Here is a 23,877-nt window from a genome sequence, read left to right on the forward strand (position 1 = left end):
TTTCGGAGCCAACACCGAGATTTTAACGCCAAAAATATTCAAAAATTCCCATGCCACCGCGAACTTTCGTACTGTTGCGATCGACTTCTTCGGTGAAATTAAGATCGTCGATTTGCGCGACTCGCTCAAGCGATAGACCGTGGCTAGATTTGATGACTGAGGCGACATCTGGTTGTGCTTGAGTTGACTTGCCCTGCAAGCAGTTATCTTTGAGCAGTCGATTGTAGGTGCGGTAAGGAATGTAGTGAAGGGGATTGTAACCAGCAAAGCGCAGAATAAGAACGCACGCCCAAGAGTATTTTCCAGCTAGGATTGCTTCGACAATTTGCTCGAACTGTTCGTTGGTCATAGCTTTGGTCTGTTTGGCTTGGCTATAAGCGAGTTGTTGGCCCATTGTCGCGTTTTCTCCTCAAAGATGACAGTTAGTTTGAGAGTTCTATTCCGTCAGAATTAACCACAATTGGCAACTGTAGCTTTCCGGATTTTTTAGAAATTTATCTACTTTCCCAAGAAAAATGTTATTTTCTTTACCATTTATCGGATTTATGACAATATCTGTTACAATCCTTGCGGTTACTGTTCCCTAAAAATAAGTTATGACCGACTACTACGTTTCAACAACAGGTAGCGACACCAACAATAATTCTGGAACGATTGACCGTCCGTTTGCCACCTTAACCCGTGCTATTTCCCAAGTGAAACCAGGCGATACAATCTATGTGCGCGGTGGCGTTTATTATCCCGAAAACGGAATCTGGTTAGGTGAGAATCGTTCTGGCACCGAGGATGCTCGCATCGCCATTCGCGCTTTCGAGGGCGAAAAACCTATCCTAGATGGCAGCAAGTTGCCCAAAGGGTCTTCTCTCGTTCACCTTGACGGTCAATATATCGATTTTGAAGGCTTTGAAGTTCGTTACGCTCCGAAGAATGGGATCTCTGTTTGGGGAGGCGATGATATACGTATCTTAAATAATACCGTACATAATACCTGGGATACGGGGATCTTTGTCGGTTACGATCGGTCTGACGCTCGCCCGACAAATATTCTAATTGATGACAACACGGTGTATCGCGCTACCCTCAAGAGCCAAGCTCGTGATTTCTACGGAGGTTGGGGTCAGGGAATTAGCGGTTTTGGCAACAACATTACGATTACCGATAACCGAGTCTTTAATAACTTCGGTGAAGGAATTGGTATTTCTGGCAGTAAAAATAGAGCCTCTGGAAATGTCGTCTACGACAATTACGCGGTCGAAATGTACGTGTTGAACGCGACCGATTCCGTGTTGGAAAACAATCTCATCTATAACACGGGAAATCGCGAGTTTTGGCGCAGCCAAGATGGAGGAAAAACTTGGCACCCATCGGCAGGAATACAGATGGGCAATGAATTTTCCAGTACTAATGTTCTAGGATCCGAGCTCGATCGCAATGTTGTCCGCAACAACATCGTCATTGGTGGGTCAGCAGGTTTTTTCTATGGCAATTACGAAAAAGGCGGCGGTCTGAGAAACACCCAGGTGATTAACAACACCTTCTATCAAGGCACCCAGGAGTTACTTCACGTTGACGAGGATGAGGGTCACGTTAATACCACCTTTGCTAACAACATTTTCCATCAAACGAATGGAAGGATAATGGCTTATATGCCTAGTCTTGACGGTCTCAATTTTCAGCGCAATCTGTGGTATGATAGCTCAGCAAGAATGGAAACGGCTTCTGTAGAGGGAGCGAGTTCTGACTTACAAGCCGATCCCTTATTAGTCAAACCGGGTGGCTTTAAAGCCGAAGATTATCAATTGCGGAAAGGCTCCCCTGCCATCGACGCTGGAACTTCTCAAAATGCTCCCGCTAACGACTATTTAGGCGGCGCGCGCCCGGTTAACGGTTGCCATGACATCGGAGCTTGGGAATTTACTGGCAGCAATCCTATTCCTGCTAGCACTGAAGCTAGTGACGATACGCCCACGACGAGTGGCACGGGCAATGACACTCTCGGGGGTGAGGCTGGCGATGACACCCTCATTGGCGGCAGTGGCAACGATCTTCTAAAAGGCGGCGCGGGCAATGACACCCTCATTGGCGGCAGTGGCAGCGATCGCTTCTACTTCGACATAAACAGTGCTTTCAATCGAGCCGTTATTGGCGTTGACCGCATTAGGGATTTTGCCTCTAAAACTGACAAAATTATTCTCGATCGCACTACGTTCACGGAATTAAGCGGCACTGCAAAAGAGTTTGCTGCTGTTGCCAACGAGACGACAGCAGCCACTAGCGCCGCCAAGATCGTCTATAGTCGCTCTACCGGAAATTTGTTCTACAATCCTAATAGCTCTGCCAACGGTTTTGGATCGGGAGGACAGTTTGCTGTGTTGAGTAATATTCCAACGCTTACCGCCTCTGATTTTCTCATTCAAGCCTAGACGCATCGGAGGACTTGTATGTATACTTTTGGGGTTTATTGCCAGGTATAAGTCTAACGAAGCATCTGTCAGGATTCTTCAGTACACGGAGCCTGCCCTTGAGCGTTAGCGAAGGGTTCCGTTCAAAATGACAAACCATATTAAATCCGGTTGAACAAACATAATAACTAGTAGTGCGAGCTTCTAGCTCGCGTTCGAGCAAGCATGAAAAGCGAGCGAGACGTATGCGCTTACGCGCAGGTTACGATGAGCGCACTACCTGATTGACTAACAAATCTTTGTCCCCTCATCCCTAAATCCCTTCTCCCACAAGGAGCGAAGGGGCTTCAGTTCAAAGTCTTAAGTGGAAAGCCTCTCCCAGAGCGGGAGAGGGGTTGGGGTGAGAGCGATTTGAGTTTTGTCACTCAACTAGGCGCACTGCGCACTACATATTATGGTCAATTAAACGGATTTAATATCATCCCTAAATTCAGCAACGCCACTAGGGGATTTCAACTTCCGACCAGAGACGCTCTAATTGATATTGCCAAGCGGCTAGAAATCGTTGTCTTTCCTGAGGATCTTGCTGTAAACCGCCGAGCATTCCCTCCTCGTACATGCGCTTGAGGTTTTGTAGCGTTGCTTCGAGGCTTTGTCCCTGGAGTTTGGCAGCTTTGATAATTTGGCGGATGCGCTTTTCAATCAGTAGGTTGAAACATTCTTCTAACCCTTTTTCTTTTAAAGACACTAATTTCACGATCGCGCCTTTAAAATCTTCAGTCGTTAGAGTGGGGCAGCTATGTTGAAAAACTCCCCACAAAACATCCTGATAGAGCGCATAGCGAACTTCTTGGGTCAGATCGAAGTTAGCTTCGAGGAGCTGCTCTAGAAAGGATTGTACTTCTTGTGCCGGAGCGATCGGCAGCAATAGCCTCAGCCAAGATTTATCCTCAGAAAGAATGACCAACAAGCGCATTTGAGGAGTATTCACCTGCCACGAGTCGGCAGTAGGCATCTCTACGGTATCGACGCCGAAATATTCACTAAGGATGGTTGCGATTTCTTCAGATTGCACGATTAGATTTTTAGTTTTGAATCTAGAACGACTAATTGAGTACAATTTCAGAAAATGGTGAAATTATAATTTTTTAAAGTTAGCTATCTGAAATTGCGATCGCAGCCCGATAGAGAACTCTAAAGGGTTGAAATCTAAATATGTTAAGTCAGATTACTTCAGCCCCGATCGATTATTTAAGTTTGGCGCTCCTCCTGTTAGGATTCGCTAGCTTCTTCTTAGGATATCTGATAAGCCGAAAACAATTAAAGGCAGCACTGACTCACTCAAAAAAAATTTTCGAGCAAGCGGCGGTAGGAATCGCTCAAATAGCTTGCGATGGCAGATTTTTAGAAGTCAATCAAAGTTTGTGCGAGCTTCTGGGTTACACTGCCGAAGAACTTTGTCAGTTGCTATTTACCGATATTATTTACCCCGACGATTTTGAATCCGATTGCACCTGGGGGCAAGGACTTTTAGACGACAAAACATCAAGCTTATTAAAAGAAAAGCGCTACATTCGCAAAGACGGAGCGATTATTTGGTGTCAGATCGCCATCTCGGTAGCACGCGACAAAGTAGGCAACCCCGAATACTCGATCGCCATCATTACAGATATTAGCGATCGCAAGCGAACAGAAGCAGCCTTGCAAGAAAGCCAAGAACAGTTTCGCAACTTAGTCGAGACAAGCAGCGATTGGGTATGGGAAGTCAATGAAAACGCGGTTTATACCTATGCTAGTCCCAAAGTTCGGGAACTGCTGGGATACGAACCGGAAGAAGTCTTGGGCAAAACTCCCTTCGATCTAATGCCCGAAGCAGAAGCTCGTCGGGTGAGTGAGATTTTCACTACCTTCGTAACTCAACAGCTTCCCTTTCAATGTATAGAAAATACCAACCGCCACAAAGACGGTCGTTTAGTCGTCCTCGAAACCAGCGGAGTTCCGATTTTTGACGCTGATGGCAGATTTCGGGGATATCGCGGCATCGATCGCGACATTACCCAACGCAAGCAAATAGAAACCGAGCGCCTACAGGCAGAGCAGTTATTGAGGGAGAGTCGAGAACATCTCAACAATATTCTCAATTCCCTCCAAGATCTCGTCTGGTCGATTTCCCTAGAAACCAACCAATACATCTATATCAACTCCGTCGCCGAAAGCATCTACGGTCATACCATCTCAGAATTCATAGAAAATCCAAACTTGTGGCTAGAAGCCGTTCATCCCGAAGATCGCCAGCAGGTTGAGACAGCTTCCCGCCTCGTAATCGAGCAAGGCATAAACAAAGATCTCGAATATAGAATCGTTCGCCCCAATGGAGAAGTGCGTTGGATTCGCGATCGCGCTCAACCGATTTACGACTGCTCTGGGAAACCGATTCGGATCGATGGGATTGCTACCGATATCACCGAAAAAAAGCATGCCCAACAAGCCTTGCAGCACAGTGAAGCTCGCAATCGCGCGATCGTCGATGCCATGCCCGATTTGATTATGCGAGTTCGGCAAGATGGTGTGTGTCTTGACTTCATACCCCCAAAAGAGTCAGAGGCAAGGACTTTTCTTCCTATGGAGAAACATCTGTGTGAGGTATTACCTCCCCAATTATTAAGGAAGCAATTGCAGGCGGTCGAGCGGGCTATAGCTACAGGCGAATTGCAAGTTTACGAGCATCAACTAGAAAAATGCGGCAAACTCTCCTACGAAGAGATAAGGATTTCTCCGCTGGGCGAAGAAGAAGCGTTGATCGTAGTACGCGACATTAGCGATCGCAAACAAGCAGAAATAGATTTACAAGAGAAGGAAGATCGCTTGCAGAAAATTATCAGCACAATTTCCGACGGTTTGCTCGTCGTCGATCTCGATGGCAAGGTGCGGTTTGTTAACCCGGCTGCCGAATCGCTTTTCGGACTTTCTATGGCAGAACTTTTAGACCGTTCGTTTGGCTTGCCATGCGTAGTCGGAAACATTGCTGAAATCTGCATCCAACAAAAGACAGGAGAACTAATTACTACTGAAATGCGAGTCAGAGAAATTAACTGGCAAGGAAAAACCGCCTACCTTGTCTCTCTGCGAGATATTACGGAACGCTACAAAGCCGAACAAGCCCTACAAAAGAGCGAAGAAAAATATCGCCAGATCGTGGAAACGGCAGCCGAAGGAATCTGGGTACTCGATCGCGACGGTAACACCAGCTTTGTCAACTCGCAAATGGCTCAGATGCTAGGCTACACCGTCGAGGAAATGATGGGAAAAAATTTATTGGCTTTTCTCGACGAGGAAGATAGGGCAATTGCTATGGCTCATAGAAAGCGTCACCTTCAAGGAATCCGAGAAAGTTTTGATTTCAAGCTCCGCCGCCAAGATGGAACCGATTTATGGACGATTTTATCTAGCAATCCTTTATTTGACAGCGAAGGGAATTATGCCGGAGCGTTGGGCATGATTACAGATATTACCGATCGCAAGCGGATAGAGCAGGCACTGTACGAGAGCGAACGACGGCTAGAAGGAATTCTCAGCTCCATTCAAGATGTGGTTTGGTCAGCCTCAGCAACTACATTGAAAACCCTCTACATGAACCCGACTGCGGAAAAAGTTTTCGGTCGCTCCGCATCGGAGTTTTACAACCATCCCACCCTCTGGTTTAAAATCGTGCATCCAGAGGACAAAAAACAGGTGAAGCACTATCTCAAACAGCTACACGAGACTGGCAGTCTCGAAATGGAATATCGCATCGTGCGACCCGATGGGGAGGTACGCTGGCTATATAATCGCAGTCAAGTCATTTATGATGGTTCGGGCAAAGCCATTCGGATCGACGCCACCGATACTGATATTACAGAACGCAAGCAAGCAGAAGCGCAACTTCAGCGCAATGCCTTTTACGATCCCCTAACCGACTTACCCAATCGCGCTCTCTTTACCGATCGCTTGGAGCACGCGCTTCAGCGCCTTAAACGGCACCCAGAGAGTCTATTTGCCGTCCTGTTTCTCGACCTCGATGGTTTTAAACTCATCAACGACAGCTTGGGACATTTGATGGGCGATCGCTTGCTACAAGGTTTTGCCCGTCGATTGAGCGAGTACCTTCGTCCCAGCGATACCCTAGCTCGACTCGGCGGCGACGAGTTTACAATTCTTGTAGAAGATATCAAGACGGTTAAGGAGGCTGTTCTCATTGCTGAGAGAATTCTCCAGACTCTGACTTTGCCTTTCGATCTCGACGGCCAACAAGTTTTCACCAATACCAGTATTGGTATTGCCTTGAGTAACTCCGATTATCAAAGCTCGGAAGAGATCCTCCGAGATGCCGATACCGCCATGTATCGGGCTAAGGGACAGGGCAAGGGATGTTATGCTGTGTTTGACACGAAAATGTATCTGCTTGCCGTATCTCGCTTACAACTAGAAACCGATCTGCGACGGGCAATTAACCAGCAAGAATTTTTAGTTTTCTATCAGCCGATCGTGTCGTTAAAAAGCGGGAAAATTACGGAATTTGAAGCATTAATTCGCTGGCAGCATCCAAAGAGGGGATTAATCTTGCCTGCCGAATTTATCCCCATCGCCGAAGAAACGGGCTTAATTATTCCCATCGGTCAGTGGATGCTCAAAGAAGCTTGCCAGCAAATGCGGACTTGGCAGGAGCAATTTCCACAGCAACTACCTTTGAAAATCAATATCAATCTTTCCGGCAAACAGCTTCGAGGAACTAATTTCATCGAGCAGATCGATCGCGTTTTAGCTGAAACGGGTTTGGATGGAAGTACTTTAAAGCTAGAGATTACCGAAAGCTTGCTGATAGAAAATGTCGAAGTTGCTACCGATTTACTCTTAGAATTAAGAAAGCGAAATATTGAGTTGTGTCTCGATGACTTTGGTACGGGCTATTCATCGTTAAGTTATTTACACCGTTTTCCCGTCAGTACCATTAAAATCGATCGCTCTTTTATAAAGCAAATAAAGCCCGAAGACGACAGCAGCGAAATTGTGCGAGCGATCGTCGCCCTGGCTGACATTTTAGGCATGAATGCGATCGCTGAAGGCATAGAAACCAAGGAACAACTCGAACAACTCAAAAAACTTGCTTGTGAAAAAGGACAAGGCTATCTCTTCTCAAAACCGCTCAGTAAAGAAGATGCAGAAGCCTTTCTTCAAAAAGGCAGGAATCGGGAGTAGGGGAAGTGTGGGGAGTGTGGGGAGACAAGGGAGAAAACTAACCACCAACTACTAACTACTAACCGATCCCCAATCCTTTCATCAAATGACTAATGACCCATGACAACTAACCAAACCAAAATCCTTTCATTGAATGACTCAACAAGGAAAATTAGTCGAGCTTGAAATTACCGACCTCAACAGCGATGGCGATGGAGTCGGACGAATAGGCGATCGCGTCGTTTTCGTGCCAGATACCGTAACGGGCGATCGCGCTTTGGTGCGATTAGTTCGGAGCAAACGTCAATACGTCCTGGGCAAACTTTACCAACTGATTCAACCCTCTCCCCACCGCATTCGTCCTCGCTGTATCGTTGCCGATAAGTGCGGCGGATGTCAGTGGCAGCATATCGACGATAACTACCAACGCCTTGCCAAACGCGATCGCGTCATTCGGGCACTAGAACGCATCGGCGGTTTTTCTCAACCCAATGTCGCTCCCATTCTAGTCGATGAGGCTTCTTTGGGCTATCGCAATAAAGCCACCTATCCCCTGGGCATCTCTGCAACTGGTAAAGTGCAAACGGGATACTATCGACGCAATAGCCATCAAATTGTTAACCTCAATCAATGTCCAGTACAAGATCCCCGTTTAAATCCCCTGTTGGCAGAAATTAAGCAGGACATTCAACAACGGGGTTGGTCGATTTACGATGAAAAACGCGATCGCGGACAACTACGTCACCTGTCTCTACGCATCGGACGGCGGACGGGAGAAATATTGCTGACGTTAGTAAGTACCAATTGGGATCTCAAAGGCATCCAAGAACAAGCGCCAATCTGGTTAAAACGCTATCCGCAGCTAGTCGGAGTCACCCTCAATCGCAATCCAGAACGCACTAACGCGATTTTTGGCAGCGAAACGCGCACCATAGCGGGAAAGCCTTACATAAGCGAAATCTTTGCCGGACTTGAGCTGCAATTACGTCCCGAAACGTTTTTTCAAGTCAATACCGAAGTCGCAGAAGCCTTATTAAATAGGATTATTGAAAAACTCGATTTGCAGGGCAATGAAGTGTTAATCGATGCCTACTGCGGAATTGGGACATTTACCCTACCGCTAGCACGACGAGTCAAGCAGGCGATAGGGATCGAAGTGCAACCAGTTTCTGTAGAGCAGGCACAACTGAACGCGCGACTTAACAACATTGCCAATGTCAGTTTTATGGCTGGAGCGGTAGAAACCGTCTTGCCTCAACTAGAAGCGAAACCCGATATCGTGTTGGTCGATCCTCCCCGCAAAGGTTGCGATCGCGCTGTTATCGATGCACTACTGCAAATTCGACCCTCTCAATTAGTTTATATCAGCTGTCAGCCAGCAACTTTAGCGCGGGATCTCAAACTCCTCTGTCAAGATAGTAGCTATCGATTAATTTTTGTTCAACCCGCAGACTTCTTTCCCCAAACTGTTCACGTTGAATGTGCGGCTTTTCTTAGACACGAATCGACAAACATGATATGATCGTATTAGTCTAAGGCTAAATACTAATAATCTCTTCAGTAATCTTTCTAGTCGAGGAGAGAGATAGATTAGATTTACTAATCAACCCATTGGCAAATCATTTCACGGTAACTCTAATGATGGTTTTCTATAATATCTCAGACGGAAAAGCCAAGACCATTGAAATTTCTAAGATTAAATAGAAACCATGAGTGAGAAAATGGAGGAACTGTATTTGCAAGCAGTTCCCGAAACCAACCCTCCCCAATTAAAGTCATTTAACTTTAAATGAAAAGGGCTTGAAAATAATGAATGCATCGATTGCTTTCTTTGGAACCAAAAAAGAACTTAAAAACTTTAAGGAGGGGGTGAGGATCGTATAAAAGTTTGCATTTTTGCACAATTAGCCTATGACCGATGGGAATCACACCCAGAAATCTGCTGACAATAGACAACTCATCTTGCAGTTATGTTGCGGCTACTCTTATCGCTTAACTCAGTTCATTTAATCACAACTAGAGGTAAAGAGCGTGATTGCAATTTCACTGCCTGCCACTAGAGGAAGTTGGAGTACGATGAGCTTCACTTCTACCCTCTATCTTTATCCGGTTCTCGATTTGCTACTTGCCAAAATTCCTTCTCAGTTGCAGCCAGAAATCCGACTCGGACTCCAAGAAGCCCTCGTTAATGCAGCCAAGCACGGTAATAAATTAGATCCCAGCAAAACAATCGTAGTTCAATTTGCCATTACAAAAGATGGATATTCTTGGATAATTTCTGACGAAGGCTGCGGATTTTCGCCTGATTGCGATTGCATTTGTCAACCAACCGAACTATTGCCTTCAGAGGACTATGAAAGCGGTCGAGGTTTATGTCTTCTCCACCAAATTTTCGATCGCGTTCAATGGAACAGAGAGGGAAGCGAACTCAGGCTTTGCAAGCAAATAAGAAGAGGAAGATTCAATCCCCTTCTTTGTTAATCAATCTAGATAATTATATATAATATCTTTCCTGCGAGCGTCTCGAACCCCGACTATTGCTTGATGCTAGGGTTTCCGTGAGTCGGACAAGGAGGCGCAGAAATCGAACGATCTAACCAACCCACTGCTTGCTTCAACCGAACTAGCGCTTCTTGAGGTTGTTCTTTGAGCAGAAAGACTAAAGCGGACGACAATTGTTGCCCCGCTTGTGCTTGACGATTAGCTTTGAGACGATGCCAGTCATTCGGCGCGATCGCCAGACGTTCTGCCAAAGCTTGAGCGAGTTCCAGAGTGCTCAACGCTTGGAGCAATTCTGTGTTTGACTGTTGAGTAGGAAGAGACATAAGAAGATTAGATTTTCGATTTTGGATTTGGGTAGGGGATAATTGAGAAACCTAGAGCTAACGATTTCTATCTCTAGTTTAAGTTCAAACCAGAATCGTGGAATAATGTCCCCAGAAAATCCTAGCCAGCCAAACGGAAATAATGAAGAATTCGAGCAAGAACTGATGAGAGTAGAGCGTTCTTTAATAGCCCTCAAACAGCGTTACGCTCAAGTACAACGGGATAGTCGGCATCAGGGAGAACTTCAGCAACGCGAACAACAGCTTCAGCAAGAATGGCAAAGCATTCAGTCACCTGAATTAGAGAAAGAATTACAGCAAATTCAAGAACAACTTCAAGATTTAGAAATTTCCTTAGAGAGTGCTTTACTGTCAGATCGCCATCTTAAAGCGTTATTTTGGGAAGGAGTGCGACGTGGCTTAATGGGAGAAGTCTTCTGGCAAATCGTTCGCTTCGGAGGACTGGGAGTTATTCTGGGGTGGTTGCTTAAGTCCTGTGCCCGATAGCAGATACGACATTACATAGAAATGGAAAATCGTCAAGAAAAAATCGGTTTGCCTATCGCCGCTTAATCGAAAGTTTACAAATCCTTGCTAAAAACCGTCATTAATTTAAATTGTTAGTAAAGTTAGTCCATTTAAGTAGCGTTTGCGTGGATTTACTGAATAAGACTTTTTAGGCAATGAAAACGACGATTTGGGACACAGAGGATTTTCGGGAATTTCTGGTTGGGGTTGGGTCAATCATGTTAAAGACGATCCCCATCAAACCCAGCCCAATTACACAAATCAGTACATCGCTGCTTCCGACTGGATATTCACAGTTGGCCCCAAAGTATCGGTTCCCGAACCCACCTCTGTTTTAAGTTTATTAGCAATCGGCGCTCTGGGGGCGGGTTCTCTGAGAAAGAAGAAGCAGGATGTCTAAAATTTAGGAAGCTTCGCCAGCAAATTCCTTAATCCTCCAATCGATCCTACGCACTGATTTACTATACAAGGGCGGGCAATTGCTCGCCCTTATTTTTTAGAAACTATTTTTATCGTTCTTACTAATCAATTTAGCGGAGGATGATGAGGTCGATGGTGTAGTAATGTAAAAATACAATTATATTACAGCCAGGCTTTTATGACTTCTCAATTTGCATATGATTCCGTCTCCAGCTTGCAGGAAATGCAGCGGCTGGGAGAAATTATCCGACAGTGTTTCGGCGGTTCTCCTGACGACTGGGATCGTTACCTCAATCGTATCGGCGCTGAAAATTTCCGTGTCCTCCGCCAGGGGGAGAGAGCGATCGCAGGCTTGGGGATTTATCATATGGGGCAGTGGTATGGCGGTAAAATCCTATCGATGGCGGGAATTGCCGCAGTTGGCGTACCGCCAGAAGATCGCGGCAGGGGAATAGCCTACGAATTATTAAGCCACGCAATTCAAGAACTTTATAACCTGGGAGTTCCCATTTCCGTACTGTATCCAGCCACTCAAGTACTCTATCGAAAAGTGGGATACGAGCAAGGCGGAAGCTTTTGTCGCTGGGAATTATCAGCTGCTAGCATTTGGCTACAAGAACGCAATCTTCCCATCTATCCCGTCAGTCCGATTAATTATACGATTTTTGAGGACATCTACAACCAACAGGCTCAGGTTAATAATGGTAACTTAGTTCGCCATCGAGCGATTTGGGAGCGAGTACTCGAACCTCCAAAAGAAGAGGTAATTTATGCTTATCTTATCGGTTCTGAGAGCGAACCCGAAGGCTACATAATTTTTACTCAGAATCGAGAGAAGCAAGAGTCAGCAATCGAGATTAGAGATTGGGCAATCCTAACAGCATCAGCCGCCAAGCGCTTGTGGACGTTTCTAGGCGACCATCGCTCCCAAATCGGCAAGATATCTTGGCGCAGTTCGCCATTTGATCCCTTCATGCTGCTTTTACCCGAACAAACAGCCAAAATCGTCGATCGCATGAATTGGATGCTGCGAATAATTGATGTGCCTTCAGCTTTGTCAAAGCGGGGTTATCCGATGGGGTTGGAGGCTGAATTACATTTAGAAGTTCGGGATAATTTATTGGCTGCTAACAACAGCAAATTCTGTTTAAGAGTATCCGAGGGACGAGGTGAAGTCACCAAAGGCGGAAAAGGGACTTTCCAAATAGATATTCGTAGTTTAGCGTCTCTTTATACAGGTTTCTTAACTCCCCAGCAACTGCAACTTCTAGATAGACTGAAGGCGATGCAAGAAGATTTAGAGACGGCAAGGTTAATATTTTCTGGTTCTCATCCTTGGATGGCAGATTTCTTTTAGATTTTGATAGGGGATGAGTGCGATCGCAACTATGATTATTTGCTAGTTGAAATTTAAAAAAGTATTTAGCGAGTCAATTAAGGAGTAAGCGCGATCGCATGAATTTCAATCTCAACGACTATCCCTATCCTTCCCAACGCCGCGTGATTCTAGGCAAACGCTGCGCCGCTGCAACCAGCCAACCCCTAGCCACCCTAGCAGGGATGGAAATGTTTTTGGCGGGAGGGAATGCCGTCGATGCTGCTATTGCTATGGCGATCGCGCTTACCGTTGTCGAACCGACTTCAAACGGTATTGGTTCCGATGCTTTTGCGATCGTTTGGGATGGGAAACTACATGGACTCAATGCTTCGGGGAAAAGTCCCCAAAATCTTCCCCTCGATCGCTTTGCTGGAATGCCAACCATGCCGGGATTGGGATGGTTGACAGTGACAACGCCGGGTGCAGTCTCGGCGTGGCGAAGTTTGTGGGAAAAATGGAGCAAATTGCCTTTTGAACAATTATTTGCGCCTGCGATTCGCTATGCAGAAGAAGGCTTTCCCGTGTCTCCCCTCACCGCACAAGCTTGGAAACGGGCAGCAGACATCTATCTTCCTCTAACCTCGCCAGAATTTCAACCCTTCAAACAAGTCTTTTTCCCCAATAATCGCGCCCCAGAAACCGGAGAAATTTGGCACAGCCAAGCACATGCCAAAACCTTGAGAGAAATTGCAACAAGCGGCACAGAGAGTTTTTATCGCGGCAAAATTGCCGATGCGATCGCCAATTTTGCTTCAGATACGGGAGGTTTTCTAACCACTGCCGATCTCGCCACTCACAAACTGCTTTGGGTAGATCCGATTTCCACCCAATATCGTCAGTTACAGGTATGGGAAATTCCTCCCAACTGTCAAGGAATTGCTGCTCTCATGGCGATCGCTATTTTAGAAGATTTCGATATGGCAAGCTATCCTCGCGATTCGGTAGAAAGTTTTCACAGGCAGATTGAAGCCATGAAACTTGCATTCGCGGACGTTTATCGCCACGTCGCCGATCCAGATTTTATGGAAGTTGCTGTCGAACACCTATTAGACAAAACCTACGTCAGAGAACGCCAACAATCGATCCAACACCAAGCGATCGAATTAGCTCAACCGGGTTTGCCAAAAGGAGGAACTGTTTATTTATGTGCCAGCGATCGCGATTTGATGGTGTCCTATATTCAATCCAATTATGACGGTTTTGGCAGCGGCATTCTCGTTCCCGGTACGGGGATTTCCCTGCAAAATCGGGCCACTGGTTTTACTTTAGAGGCGGGACATCCCAATCGAGTCGCACCTGCTAAACGTCCTTTCCATACAATTATTCCTGGGTTTCTGACACAAGATGGGGCACCGCTGGGAGCCTTTGGTGTCATGGGTGCGCCGATGCAACCGCAAGGACACCTGCAAATGGTTGTTAATATGGCTGATTATCAAATGAATCCTCAAGCAGCCTTAGATGCCCCAAGATGGCGATTTTTGGCGGGTAAGAGCGTGCTTTTGGAGAAGGGTGTACCCCATCGCATCGTTGAGGAATTGATTAAACGGGGTCACGACGTTCAAATTGCTCCTGAATTCATGTTTGGGAAAGGTCAAATGATTCTGAGACATAGAGATGCGTTAGTTGCTGCTTCCGAACCCCGTGCCGATGGATTAGCTTTGGCAAGTTAGCGATCGCGCTTACCTCGAAAGAATAAACTAATTCTCCTACAGCTAAGTAGTGCGTTCGCGTAACGTGCGCGTAAGCGCATACGTCTCGCTCGCGACTAAAACGATCGTACTACTGGTTGTTAGGGTTGTTCAACCGGATTTGATATCACGATGCAGATTTCCTAATTCTTGCCAGTCGTACAAGCAATCATCCAGAGATTGCTTTTTGCCGACAAAACGCTTGCTCTATTGGTCAAATTCTAGAAAGCTTAGTTTTAATTTATAAATCCCTCTCATCTCAGAGAATTCTAAAGCCACTGAGGATAAAACAGTTATCAGTAAAAAGCAACGAGATCGGTTGCCGATTGCACGAAACACCCCCTTAAAAACCTGCAATCGGATTGACTTTAATAGATATTTACTGATGCGATCGTCAAAAAATATAATGGATAAAATCAGCTTAATGTAGTAGTTACCAATGGGAACGCCAAGCCAAGATCTTCCTTTCTCCGAACGAGTTATTCTCATCACTGGTGCATCGGCTGGAATCGGCGCAGCGCTAGCCGAGGCTTTAGCCAAGAACTTTTCTGGTATCCGTTTGGTGTTATCTGCTAGAAGACAAGACAAATTAGAGCAAGTCGCCACTCAATGCCGTCAAGCTGGTGCTAGCGTTCTCGTCGTACCTACGAATATGGCTGACGAAAACCAGATAAAAGCCTTGGCGCAAAGTGCCTTACAAACGTTCTATCGCGTGGATGCTTTAGTCAATAATGCGGGTTACGGACAAATGGGTCCAATAGAATTAATTCCTCCGGAAGCCGCCAAACAGCAGTTTGCCGTCAATTTTCACGCTCCTTTACTCTTGACTCAAGCGTTAATTCCTGCGATGCGCGATCGCGGGGGAGGAAGAATCGTCAATATTAGCTCGCTGGGCGGACGGATGGCATTTCCGGCAGGCGGATTGTATAGCTGTTCTAAATTTGCCCTCGAAGCCCTCAGCGATGTTTTGCGGATGGAATTAAAGGCATTTAACATTCAAGTCAGCGTGGTAGAACCCGGTCCGGTAGTGACGGAATTTTTTCGCGTTGCTTGGGAGGAGATTCAACACACCGTACCAGAACCCACACAAACGATTTATCATCCGGCTTTTGAAAAAATAGAGGCGATCGATAAACAATTGCAACTCCTCGGTTGGACTTCCGAACGAGTCGCCAAAGTTATTATCAAAGCACTCACTGCAAGACATCCTCGTCCCCGGTATATAGCTGCTACAGGCGGCAGTATTTTTGTCCCCTTGATGACGAAAGTTATGCCTACCCGGTTTACCGATGCCTTCTGGAAGCATTTTTATGGAATCGATCGCGTCGAACGAGAATGGAGAGAAAAGGTCGGGATTGCTGGCAAGCAGCTTTAACGAAGCCACTATAATACAGTTGGCTTCACGAAAAGCTTGGTCGCCTCCGCCGGGTTTGAGCGGGCAAAACTATTAAATACCCAATCGCTGATAGATTTCGTCTAGGTTTTTCAAATGTTGTTGCGGATCGAAGCAGGATTCAATTTCTTGAGGGGATAACAGTTGCGTTACGCGAGGATCTTTGCTAATTAAGTCGTGGAAATTTCCCTCTGGGGTATTCCACGCTTGATGAGCGCAGGATTGGACGACCGTGTAAGCTTCTTCCCGACTCATTCCTTTTGCAACTAGGGCAAGTAATACTCGCTGACTGAAAATCACCCCGCCGTAAACGTTCATATTCCGCTTCATGTTCTCCGGATACACTAACAGATGCTTGACTAGGTCGGTTATCTCTTTAATCATGAAATGGATCAGAATGCAGGTATCGGGAAGCATGACCCGTTCTACAGAACTGTGGGAAATATCCCGTTCGTGCCAGAGAGCAACGTTTTCTAATGCGGCGACGACATGACCTCGGATAATTCTCGCCATCCCCGTCAAGCGTTCGGAACGAATGGGATTGCGTTTGTGGGGCATAGCAGAAGACCCTTTCTGTCCTTTTGAGAAAAACTCCTCGACTTCTAGGACATCGGTGCGTTGCAAGTTGCGAATCTCTACGGCAAAGCGTTCGATCGAGGCAGCTAACAGGGCGAGTTGTTGAACGAATTCCGCATGGCGATCGCGGGAAATGACTTGAGTAGAAACCGTATCGGGATCGAGTCCCAGTTTTTGACAAGCGATCGCTTCGACTCTGGGGTCGATATTAGCATAGGTTCCCATCGCACCGGAAATCTTGCCCACAGCAATATTCTCGCGCAGACGAACCAGGCGATCGCGATTTCTGAGAACTTCAGCCAACCATCCCGCCAATTTAAAGCCAAAGGTTATCGGTTCGGCGTGAATGCCATGCGATCGCCCTACCATGACTGTATTGCGATGTTGTTGCGCTTGGTAGCGAATCGCTTGGATTAACTCTTCGAGGCATTCTAAAATTAGGTTCAGGCTGGCTACCAGTTGCAATGCCAAAGCCGTATCGAGGACATCCGAACTGGTCAATCCTAAATGAATATATCTGCCAGCATCGCCAACGTACTCGTTGACGTTGGTAAGGAAAGCAATTACGTCATGGCGAACTTCTGCCTCGATCTCTAATACTCGCTTGGGATCGAAATTTGCTTTTGCCTTAATTTCTTCAACCGCTTCCGCTGGTATGTAGCCCAATTCTGCCTGTGCTTCGCAGACTGCGATTTCGACTTGCAGCCAGGTTTTTAATTTATATGTCTCTGTCCAGATTTCGCCCATTTCGGGCAAAGTATAGCGCTCGATCACGGCACCGTCCAATACAACCGTCTTATTGTACAGAATTCTGCATCCCGAAAGCGGATTTTTATAAAAGTTTTTACGACGATATCAGCGACTACAAATTATCAAGGTTTTGAGCAGATCCGCACTGTTTGCAATATGGCAAATGTTTGTAAGTTAGATTATTGCAGTGTTGACATTCAATATATTGGTAATAACCGCAGTGCGGACAGTAGCTATCGTGGGGCCGAATTTTCTTGGCACACTTGATACAGCGAGATTTTTGAACTCTACTAGCTGCCTGGGATTTAGTATTAAAGACAATTTTTTGAAAAAACTTGATAATTCCAAAACCGATCGGTGGAATCAGCAAAATATAAACATAACTGAGCAAGAAAAGCAAACCGCCAAAAAGAGTGCGAATAATATCAAAAATGAATCGAAATATCGCACCGATTTGAAGAAATTCAAAGATTTTAAGAATCAGCGGGATAAAAAAGATGACCAGCAAATGCCAGCTCATTAGCGAGATGAGTCCATATCCTTTTCGCTGACCAAAGTTGTGAACTGACAAGGCGATGAGAATCAGCGGCACGAGAAAGAGGGACTGAAAAGCCAGTTGGATACTTGGATACCAAAATGATGCCTGCTGATAGCCCCCTTCAACTTCTCTAAATTTCTCGCCATCCTTAAGAAAGGCTATAAAACTAACGCTTTCTGGTTTGGTAACCAGTTTATTTTTAAGATTAGATATGTCTTTTTTCAGTGTAGAAATTTGGCGGTTATTTCGCTCTAATTCCTGTTTGGCTTTTTCAGCAGCAATGAGATTAATCGATCGCTCGCGAGGTTGACCCGCAATTTTTTCTAAGAGCGTTGAGTCATATTGAGCGCGAATATTGCGATTATTTTGTTCAATCGTGCTGATTTCTGATTGTTTGCGATCGATGGTTTTTATGATTTGTTGATTTTCAGAATTGTTAATTTTATCTTTGTAGTCGCCATACCTTAAACAGGTTTTAGAAACCCTACCTAAATGTCCTTCTTCAGCTTTTTGATAGGTTTGCTGAAAACTGAAGCGATCGCTCGTGTCGTATGAAAATGCCAGCCTGACAATCCTATAATCTTTATCGTTAGTAGTGTCTTTTCGATAATTTTCCCACTCAAAATAACAAGGATAAGCCTGGGAAGGGCTAATATACCATTGGCTAATATCATCCAATCCTGCAAAAACATTAATAGCAATAAAAATATCAATTAAAATAATGACGATTAAACTGACTTTATTAAGAGGTTCGTTGTTGATTGTCCTTGACTTACTAAAAAACTGGCTTAAAAGATGGCGGATTTGGGCAAGCATATTGTCTTTTTAATTCCTAATTTTTAGGGTAAATAGATCGGGGCGATCGCTTTCGTTGACGATGGATGAAAAGAATGGGAACTCTGTCGCTAGTTAGCTTTCTGGCTGAGGCTCGTTGGCATTAGAAATTGGGTTTGCGATCGCCCTGCAACGAACGAGGGCAGATCCCAAAAATCTACCATAAGTTATACAATCCAAGATTTAAGATGAGGTAGTTTATCTTAGAATCGCACGCCGATTAACCCGATTGTTCTATGTCTTGCGCGATCTCTCAAAAACAGATTCGAGACGCAACTGAAGCCGACTTACCCGCTATCGTCGAGATTTACAATGCCAGCATTCCCTCTCGCATGGCAACAGCAGATCTAGAACCTGTATCCGTTGAAAGTCGTAAGCGCTGGTTTGACGAACATTCTCCTACCAGCCGACCGCTCTGGGTGATGGAAAATAATAATACAATCGTGGGATGGTTGAGTTTTCAATCTTTTTATGGTCGTCCTGCCTATCATAAAACCGCAGAAGTCAGTCTCTACATTTCTGTGCTTCACCGCCGCCAAGGGATCGGAGAACAACTTCTGCAACAGGCAATCCAAAAAAGTCCCGAACTAGGACTCGATACTCTGGTCGGTTTTATTTTTGCCCACAATCGACCGAGCTTGCAACTGTTCGCCAAATATCATTTTCAGCAGTGGGGATATTTGCCAAAAGTGGCGGAATTAGATGGGATAAAGCGAGGTTTGGTTATTGTTGGCAAGAAAGTTGGTTGAAATTTAGACTTGCATTATTCTCTCTCAACAACCGCTCTTGTCATTAATTTCCTGGGCGATCAAAAAAGTCTTCTAAAGAAGACTCAATAGAATTTCAGTCGATTTGAATCGAGTTGAGCCTTGAGCCTAGAACTTTAGTTCTAGGCGTTGATGCCAAAAGTGCAAGTCTCAGCCATTTTTTTCTTTAAACCTTATTAAAGCTTGTTTTTTGGTTAAAAGAAATGACTACTAAGCACTACCTCCTTGCACGACCAAAACCGAACAACTGGCGTGGTGAATGACGTAATTGCTGACGCTTCCTAAAAACATTTCTGCTAAACCCCGCCTGCCGCGACGACCGAGAACAATTAAATCTGCGCCCCAATTACTAGCCATCTCACAAATCCAGGGTCCCGCATCGCCAACCTTGTAATCCAATTCTGTCGAGACTTCCCGTTCGATCGCTTTCTGAGAGCATTTCCTCAGCCACTGCTGGACTTGCTGGGTTTCTTCTTCTAGCCGTTGGTGGATAGCTTGAGCAAAATTAATTAGTTCTTCGCCATAGAGATTGGCATAAGGGGTCATTGCCGGAGTTTCGATCGGCAAACAATGAAACACCATCAAAGCAGCACCGAACTCTTTAGCGATTTCTAGGGCGCTGTCAAAGACAATTTCACTTTGCGACGAGCGATCGAGCGCTACTAAAATTTTTTGATATCCCATAATTGGCGGGCAGCAATGGAGCGTTGCCGGTAAAAAAAATCCCCATCGCCAGTACCCTATTAAATAGATATCAGACCTTGGTAGGATCGATCCCGACGGTTAGAAAAATTAATATGACTACACATACGGATGGAATTGCGCCTCATGGCGGTCAACTGATTAATCGCGTAGCCACTCCTGCGGAACGCGAAGAATTTTTAGCTCAAGCAGAGTATTTGCCCCGCGTCCGACTCGACGAACGGGCGACTTCCGACCTGATCGCGATCGCCATCGGTGGATTTAGTCCCCTCAAGGGTTTCATGGAACAGGCAGACTACGAGAAGGTCGTAGACGATATGCACATGGTCAACGGTCTTGCCTGGTCGATTCCCGTTACCCTGCCAGTGAGCGAGGAAGTCGCCGAACCCCTCAAAGAAGGCAACTGGGTACGACTCGACGACTCCGACGGCAAATTTATCGGCGTATTGGAACTAACGCAGAAATACCGCTACAACAAAGCCCACGAAGCGATTAACGTCTATCGCACTGACGACGTCAACCATCCCGGCGTTCGCGTTCTCTACGAACAGGGAGCGATTAATTTAGCCGGTCCCGTCTGGTTGCTTCAGCGCGATCCCCACCCACTCTTTCCCAAGTATCAAATCGATCCGGCCGAATCGCGAAAACTCTTCAAAGAGAAAGGCTGGCAAACGATCGTCGGCTTCCAAACTCGCAATCCCATCCACCGCGCCCACGAATATATCCAAAAATGCGCCCTAGAAGTTGTAGACGGCCTCTTTCTCCATCCCCTCGTCGGCGCGACGAAAAGCGACGACATTCCTGCTGACGTGCGGATGCGCTGTTACGAAATTATGCTGGAGAAATATTTTCCGAAAGAGCGGGTGATTTTAGCTATCAATCCCTGTTCGATGCGCTATGCGGGTCCCAGAGAAGCCATTTTCCACGCTATCCTTCGCAAAAACTATGGCTGCACCCACTTTATCGTCGGTCGCGACCATGCTGGCGTGGGCGATTACTACGGCACCTACGACGGACAAAAAATCTTCGACGAATTCGATCCGCAAGAATTAGGGATCGTGCCGATGAAGTTCGAGCACGCTTTCTACTGTACTCGCACCCAACAAATGGCGACCAGCAAAACCAGTCCGAGTACGAAAGAAGAACGCATTCACCTTTCAGGAACCAAAGTCAGAGAAATGTTGCGGCGAGGCGAACTCCCTCCGCCTGAATTTTCTCGTCCGGAGGTGGCAGCCGAATTAGCCAAAGCCATGATGCAAGCCAACGGAAATTAATCGTTGTTAGCGCCTTTGCGTTAGAGTAGAGACGTGCCCGATCGCGTCTCTATCGCATCCATTGCTTTTTAAATGAGTCAGCTAAAACGAAAGGATAAGAGACGATTGAGCCTGCTAGCGTTTGTCCTCCCAAACTGGCTCCCCGCCTTCATCCTTACAGGGGAGGGTCTTTAATGGGATTGAATCGGCGGACTTTTTTGCAAAAGGCTGGGTTGGGGTTGCTGGCCCTAGGAGCCAGTCATAGCCGACTGCCATTGGGAATCAACCGATACTATCAAACTCTGGCAGCGCCAACGCCTCGCAAATTAGCCCTGTTGGTAGGGATTAACGAGTATCCCGACAGCACCAGTTTAAAAGGCTGCCTGACGGATGTAGAACTACAGCAAGAATTGCTCGTTCATCGCTTTGGCTTTAAGTCGCAAGACATTCTCACGCTGACGGGGCAGCAAGCCGGGCGAGAAGCCATAGAAAGCGCTTTTCTCGAACATCTCATCGAACAGGCAACGCCAGGAGATGTGGTCGTCTTTCACTTTAGCGGTTACGGCAGACAGGTAAAAGTTCCTGAGACGGTTGATAAATCTTATCGACTCGTCAATAGCTTGATGCCTAGCGATAGCATTCTAACTACCAAAGGCACGCCTGCAACTAACGATTTGCTCGAAGAAACGCTGCTTTTGCTGGGGCGATCGCTAGCCACCAATAAAGTCACTTTCGTTTTAGATACCAGCTATTGCAGTACGGGTCGCCTGCTTCAGGGAAACTTGCGGGTGCGTTCTTTTCCTACCCTGGCAGAAAACCCCAATCCAGAGGAATTGGCAACTCAAGAACAACTGCAACGTCGGTTGAATGCTGCCTTGCCAACCTGGAAATCTACTGGAACGAGCAGCTCCGGTACGATCCTCTCAGCCGCCGGAAGGGAGAGAGTGGCAACGGAAATCGCGATCGATGGGTTGAATGCGGGCTTATTTACCCATACCCTGACCCAGTATCTCTGGCAAGTTGCCCCAGCTAGTAGAATTCTCGTCGCCATGACGAGAACTGCCGAGCAAATGGCAGTGGCGATCGGCATGTGTCAGGAACCCCAGCAAATTAGCGGCGATAAGCAACCTTTGTTGACTTATTATTTAATGCCTGAAAATCCTATCGGTGCAGAAGGAGTCATCACTCGTTTAGAAGACGATCGTGCTGTTGAGATTCTACTCGCCGGACTTCCTGCTTACGTTCTCGCCCATTACGGACTTAATTCCTGTTTGATGGTTGTCCCATCGCCCGACTCGAAAGAAGTCGTAGTGCAAATTCGCTCGCGGGAGGGCTTGAAGGCAAAAGCAAGGCTGCTAGAAGCTCCAGACGAGCGACCTATGCCGCTAAAAGTAGGGCAGCTTCTCCAAGAATCGATTCGCATCCTGCCGCGCCATTTAAGCCTGACAGTGGCACTCGATCCCAGTTTGGAGCGGATCGAACGAGTGGATGCTACCAGTGCATTGGCGAGCGTTGCCGCAGTTGCTGGGGCGATCGCGGCGGGAGAACAAGCAGCAGATTGCGTGTTGAGTAAGGTTCGAGCTGCAGATTCTTCGGGCACAACCCTAGCCTCTACTCAAGACAATCTCGGCGTTGCCCTGGGGTGGGAAGGGTACGGATTATTGTCTGCCGGAGGAGTTGCTCTGGCAAACGCTAAAGGTTCGGGCAGCGAAGCGGTCAAATCGGCGATCGCACGATTGGAACCCCAATTCAAACAACTGCTGGCAGCCAAGTGGTGGCGGCTAACGGCAAACGAAGGCTCGTCGAACCTCGCAGTTAGCGCGACGCTGGAGATCGCGGGGAAACCCCCTCAATCCCTCATTCGGCGAGATACTCGCAGGCAAGCGTTTGGGGCGGATAACTCGTCTTTACCAGCAAATACCACCGCAACGGGCGAAACCGCTGTCTTGCCGCGCCTGCCGATTGGCACTCAGATCCAGTATCGACTGGAAAATTTGAGCGATCGCCCGATTTATTTCCTGCTGCTGGGCATTGATTCTGGGGGAAGGGCAATTGCCCTACACGCTCCCCGACTGGCGCGAGAATCCGCCCCGGCGGAGGCGAGTTCTCAATTGAAGGAGCGATGCCTTCTTCCAGGCGAGCAACTCGTCGTTCCCAATCCTACTGCCTCGGTTAACTGGCTCGCATCGGCTCCGGCAGGATTGGCAGAAATGCACGTCGTTTGCGCCCATGCCCCATTTGCCAAGACCGTTGAAGCGCTAAGCTCTAAAGAATATCTTAAAGGCGATCGCGAACAAATCTTCAAAGTACCCAATCCGCTAGAAGTCGCTCTGGCATTGCTACAAGACTTGCATGACGCTAGTGCCGTCAAAAGCGAAATTATTGGCTCTCTAACCGATGTCTATGCTTTGGATACCAAGGCTTGGGCTACATTAAGCTTTGTTTATCAAGTCGTCTCGTCAAGTCAGTAGTATATTTAACTAGAAAGTAAAGTTAAGAACGGGTAACTGAATTGGGAGTTGACATTCTCCCGAAACGTCTCTACGAACCCCGAACTCACGTTAAAGTAGGATTGGAATCTTGCCAGTCGATCGCACCATAGCGCCAGA

At 46.6% G+C, this 23,877-nt stretch carries 18 protein-coding genes; 12 read left to right on the top strand and 6 right to left on the bottom strand.

Annotated elements, in window-relative coordinates; genetic code table 11:
- Positions 1-22: 22 nt before the first annotated feature.
- The gene (locus PLE7327_RS09400) at positions 23-394 is read right to left on the bottom strand and encodes a HetP family heterocyst commitment protein (RefSeq protein ID WP_015143612.1); all 372 of its coding nucleotides are present in this window, start codon (positions 392-394) and stop codon (positions 23-25) included.
- Positions 395-596: 202 nt separating this feature from the next.
- On the opposite strand from PLE7327_RS09400, the gene PLE7327_RS26240 reads away from it, so the two are divergent.
- On the top strand, positions 597-2,423 hold the full coding sequence (locus PLE7327_RS26240) for a right-handed parallel beta-helix repeat-containing protein (RefSeq protein ID WP_015143613.1): 1,827 nt from the start codon (positions 597-599) through the stop codon (positions 2,421-2,423).
- A gap of 481 nt (positions 2,424-2,904) precedes the next feature.
- Here the strand turns inward: PLE7327_RS26240 and PLE7327_RS09410 are convergent, their stop codons facing one another.
- On the bottom strand, positions 2,905-3,477 hold the full coding sequence (locus PLE7327_RS09410) for a hypothetical protein (protein ID WP_015143614.1): 573 nt from the start codon (positions 3,475-3,477) through the stop codon (positions 2,905-2,907).
- 140 nt (positions 3,478-3,617) lie between these two features.
- Here PLE7327_RS09410 and PLE7327_RS09415 point away from each other — a divergent pair, with 140 nt between their 5' ends.
- From PLE7327_RS09415 to PLE7327_RS09425, 3 genes are all read left to right on the top strand, one after another.
- Positions 3,618-7,637 (top strand): PAS domain S-box protein, encoded by a 4,020-nt coding sequence (locus PLE7327_RS09415; RefSeq protein WP_015143615.1) that lies wholly within the window; start codon positions 3,618-3,620, stop codon positions 7,635-7,637.
- A 133-nt stretch (positions 7,638-7,770) separates the two neighbouring features.
- Positions 7,771-9,138, top strand: coding sequence for a 23S rRNA (uracil(1939)-C(5))-methyltransferase RlmD (rlmD, locus tag PLE7327_RS09420; protein ID WP_015143616.1), 1,368 nt, complete (start codon positions 7,771-7,773; stop codon positions 9,136-9,138).
- A gap of 509 nt (positions 9,139-9,647) precedes the next feature.
- Complete coding sequence (locus PLE7327_RS09425) at positions 9,648-10,097, top strand: anti-sigma regulatory factor (RefSeq protein WP_015143617.1); 450 nt, start codon at positions 9,648-9,650, stop codon at positions 10,095-10,097.
- Positions 10,098-10,150: 53 nt separating this feature from the next.
- Here the strand turns inward: PLE7327_RS09425 and PLE7327_RS24810 are convergent, their stop codons facing one another.
- The gene (locus PLE7327_RS24810) at positions 10,151-10,441 is read right to left on the bottom strand and encodes a DUF6439 family protein (RefSeq protein WP_015143618.1); all 291 of its coding nucleotides are present in this window, start codon (positions 10,439-10,441) and stop codon (positions 10,151-10,153) included.
- Between the two features lie 105 nt (positions 10,442-10,546).
- Here PLE7327_RS24810 and PLE7327_RS09435 point away from each other — a divergent pair, with 105 nt between their 5' ends.
- The 5 genes from PLE7327_RS09435 (at position 10,547) to PLE7327_RS09455 (ending at position 15,830) form a co-directional block, all read left to right on the top strand.
- Positions 10,547-10,948, top strand: a complete 402-nt coding sequence (locus PLE7327_RS09435) for a hypothetical protein (protein ID WP_015143619.1) — start codon at positions 10,547-10,549, stop codon at positions 10,946-10,948.
- Positions 10,949-11,138: 190 nt separating this feature from the next.
- The gene (locus tag PLE7327_RS09440; protein WP_041392013.1) at positions 11,139-11,369 is read left to right on the top strand and encodes a PEP-CTERM sorting domain-containing protein; all 231 of its coding nucleotides are present in this window, start codon (positions 11,139-11,141) and stop codon (positions 11,367-11,369) included.
- A 198-nt stretch (positions 11,370-11,567) separates the two neighbouring features.
- The gene (gene eis, locus PLE7327_RS09445) at positions 11,568-12,746 is read left to right on the top strand and encodes an enhanced intracellular survival protein Eis (RefSeq protein ID WP_015143620.1); all 1,179 of its coding nucleotides are present in this window, start codon (positions 11,568-11,570) and stop codon (positions 12,744-12,746) included.
- Between the two features lie 98 nt (positions 12,747-12,844).
- The gene (locus PLE7327_RS09450; RefSeq protein WP_015143621.1) at positions 12,845-14,437 is read left to right on the top strand and encodes a gamma-glutamyltransferase family protein; all 1,593 of its coding nucleotides are present in this window, start codon (positions 12,845-12,847) and stop codon (positions 14,435-14,437) included.
- Positions 14,438-14,894: 457 nt separating this feature from the next.
- The gene (locus PLE7327_RS09455) at positions 14,895-15,830 is read left to right on the top strand and encodes an SDR family oxidoreductase (protein ID WP_015143622.1); all 936 of its coding nucleotides are present in this window, start codon (positions 14,895-14,897) and stop codon (positions 15,828-15,830) included.
- A gap of 72 nt (positions 15,831-15,902) precedes the next feature.
- Here PLE7327_RS09455 and purB read toward each other — a convergent pair whose 3' ends face one another.
- Both purB and PLE7327_RS09465 read right to left on the bottom strand, forming a co-directional pair.
- Positions 15,903-17,198, bottom strand: a complete 1,296-nt coding sequence (gene purB / locus PLE7327_RS09460) for an adenylosuccinate lyase (RefSeq protein ID WP_015143623.1) — start codon at positions 17,196-17,198, stop codon at positions 15,903-15,905.
- 88 nt (positions 17,199-17,286) lie between these two features.
- Positions 17,287-18,528, bottom strand: a complete 1,242-nt coding sequence (locus PLE7327_RS09465; RefSeq protein ID WP_015143624.1) for a hypothetical protein — start codon at positions 18,526-18,528, stop codon at positions 17,287-17,289.
- Between the two features lie 254 nt (positions 18,529-18,782).
- Between PLE7327_RS09465 and PLE7327_RS09470 the strand changes: the two genes are divergently transcribed.
- A complete protein-coding gene (locus tag PLE7327_RS09470; protein WP_015143625.1) occupies positions 18,783-19,295 on the top strand; it encodes a GNAT family N-acetyltransferase in 513 nt (170 codons plus the stop codon).
- 228 nt (positions 19,296-19,523) lie between these two features.
- Here PLE7327_RS09470 and PLE7327_RS09475 read toward each other — a convergent pair whose 3' ends face one another.
- Entirely contained in the window at positions 19,524-19,997 is a 474-nt protein-coding gene (locus tag PLE7327_RS09475) for a universal stress protein (protein WP_015143626.1), read from the bottom strand.
- Between the two features lie 113 nt (positions 19,998-20,110).
- Here PLE7327_RS09475 and sat point away from each other — a divergent pair, with 113 nt between their 5' ends.
- Both sat and PLE7327_RS09485 read left to right on the top strand, forming a co-directional pair.
- Positions 20,111-21,289 (top strand): sulfate adenylyltransferase, encoded by a 1,179-nt coding sequence (gene sat / locus PLE7327_RS09480; RefSeq protein WP_015143627.1) that lies wholly within the window; start codon positions 20,111-20,113, stop codon positions 21,287-21,289.
- 173 nt (positions 21,290-21,462) lie between these two features.
- Positions 21,463-23,739, top strand: coding sequence for a caspase family protein (locus tag PLE7327_RS09485; RefSeq protein ID WP_015143628.1), 2,277 nt, complete (start codon positions 21,463-21,465; stop codon positions 23,737-23,739).
- Positions 23,740-23,877 lie beyond the last annotated feature (138 nt).

Source organism: Pleurocapsa sp. PCC 7327 (genome assembly GCF_000317025.1).
Classification (GTDB): domain Bacteria; phylum Cyanobacteriota; class Cyanobacteriia; order Cyanobacteriales; family Microcystaceae; genus Hydrococcus.

Bases quoted from the DNA above. Each gene is read 5' to 3' on its own strand.
- PLE7327_RS09455 (WP_015143622.1), top strand. From the start codon at position 14,895: ATGGGAACGCCAAGCCAAGATCTTCCTTTCTCCGAACGAGTTATTCTC.
- PLE7327_RS09400 (WP_015143612.1), bottom strand. From the start codon at position 394: ATGGGCCAACAACTCGCTTATAGCCAAGCCAAACAGACCAAAGCTATG.
- PLE7327_RS09485 (WP_015143628.1), top strand. From the start codon at position 21,463: ATGGGATTGAATCGGCGGACTTTTTTGCAAAAGGCTGGGTTGGGGTTG.
- PLE7327_RS24810 (WP_015143618.1), bottom strand. From the start codon at position 10,441: ATGTCTCTTCCTACTCAACAGTCAAACACAGAATTGCTCCAAGCGTTG.
- rlmD (WP_015143616.1), top strand. From the start codon at position 7,771: ATGACTCAACAAGGAAAATTAGTCGAGCTTGAAATTACCGACCTCAAC.
- sat (WP_015143627.1), top strand. From the start codon at position 20,111: ATGACTACACATACGGATGGAATTGCGCCTCATGGCGGTCAACTGATT.
- PLE7327_RS09435 (WP_015143619.1), top strand. From the start codon at position 10,547: ATGTCCCCAGAAAATCCTAGCCAGCCAAACGGAAATAATGAAGAATTC.
- PLE7327_RS09415 (WP_015143615.1), top strand. From the start codon at position 3,618: ATGTTAAGTCAGATTACTTCAGCCCCGATCGATTATTTAAGTTTGGCG.
- PLE7327_RS26240 (WP_015143613.1), top strand. From the start codon at position 597: ATGACCGACTACTACGTTTCAACAACAGGTAGCGACACCAACAATAAT.
- PLE7327_RS09450 (WP_015143621.1), top strand. From the start codon at position 12,845: ATGAATTTCAATCTCAACGACTATCCCTATCCTTCCCAACGCCGCGTG.
- PLE7327_RS09465 (WP_015143624.1), bottom strand. From the start codon at position 18,528: ATGCTTGCCCAAATCCGCCATCTTTTAAGCCAGTTTTTTAGTAAGTCA.
- PLE7327_RS09475 (WP_015143626.1), bottom strand. From the start codon at position 19,997: ATGGGATATCAAAAAATTTTAGTAGCGCTCGATCGCTCGTCGCAAAGT.
- PLE7327_RS09470 (WP_015143625.1), top strand. From the start codon at position 18,783: ATGTCTTGCGCGATCTCTCAAAAACAGATTCGAGACGCAACTGAAGCC.
- eis (WP_015143620.1), top strand. From the start codon at position 11,568: ATGACTTCTCAATTTGCATATGATTCCGTCTCCAGCTTGCAGGAAATG.